At 43.5% G+C, this 315-nt stretch carries 1 pseudogene; it reads left to right on the forward strand.

Going from position 1 to position 315, the window contains the following annotated elements:
• Positions 1-315 (forward strand): annotated as a pseudogene (locus A3757_RS13675) (RNA degradosome polyphosphate kinase); the annotation flags it as partial.

A 315-nucleotide genomic window follows, 5' to 3' on the forward strand; every position in this document is an offset into this window, starting at 1 on the left:
TTATGAGTGGTGATGAAGCTCTCGGGAAAGAGGTTCATAAAATATTCCAGCAGCTCACGGGTATGGGCAAAGCACTGAAGATCAAAAAACTATTCCATGCTCCTTTCACCTTACATGACTCTTTGGTTTCGATGATAGAAAGAGAAGCTAATAATGCCAAAGCAGGTAAAGCCTCAGGAATCACCATTAAAGTTAATGCAGTATCAGAACCCAAAATTATTCGGGCACTGTATCGAGCATCACAAGCAGGCGTGCCTATTAAGCTTATTGTCCGCGGCATATGCTGTTTACGTCCAGGGCTAGAGGGTATTTCCG

The sequence above is a fragment of the Oleiphilus sp. HI0117 genome, assembly GCF_001635235.1.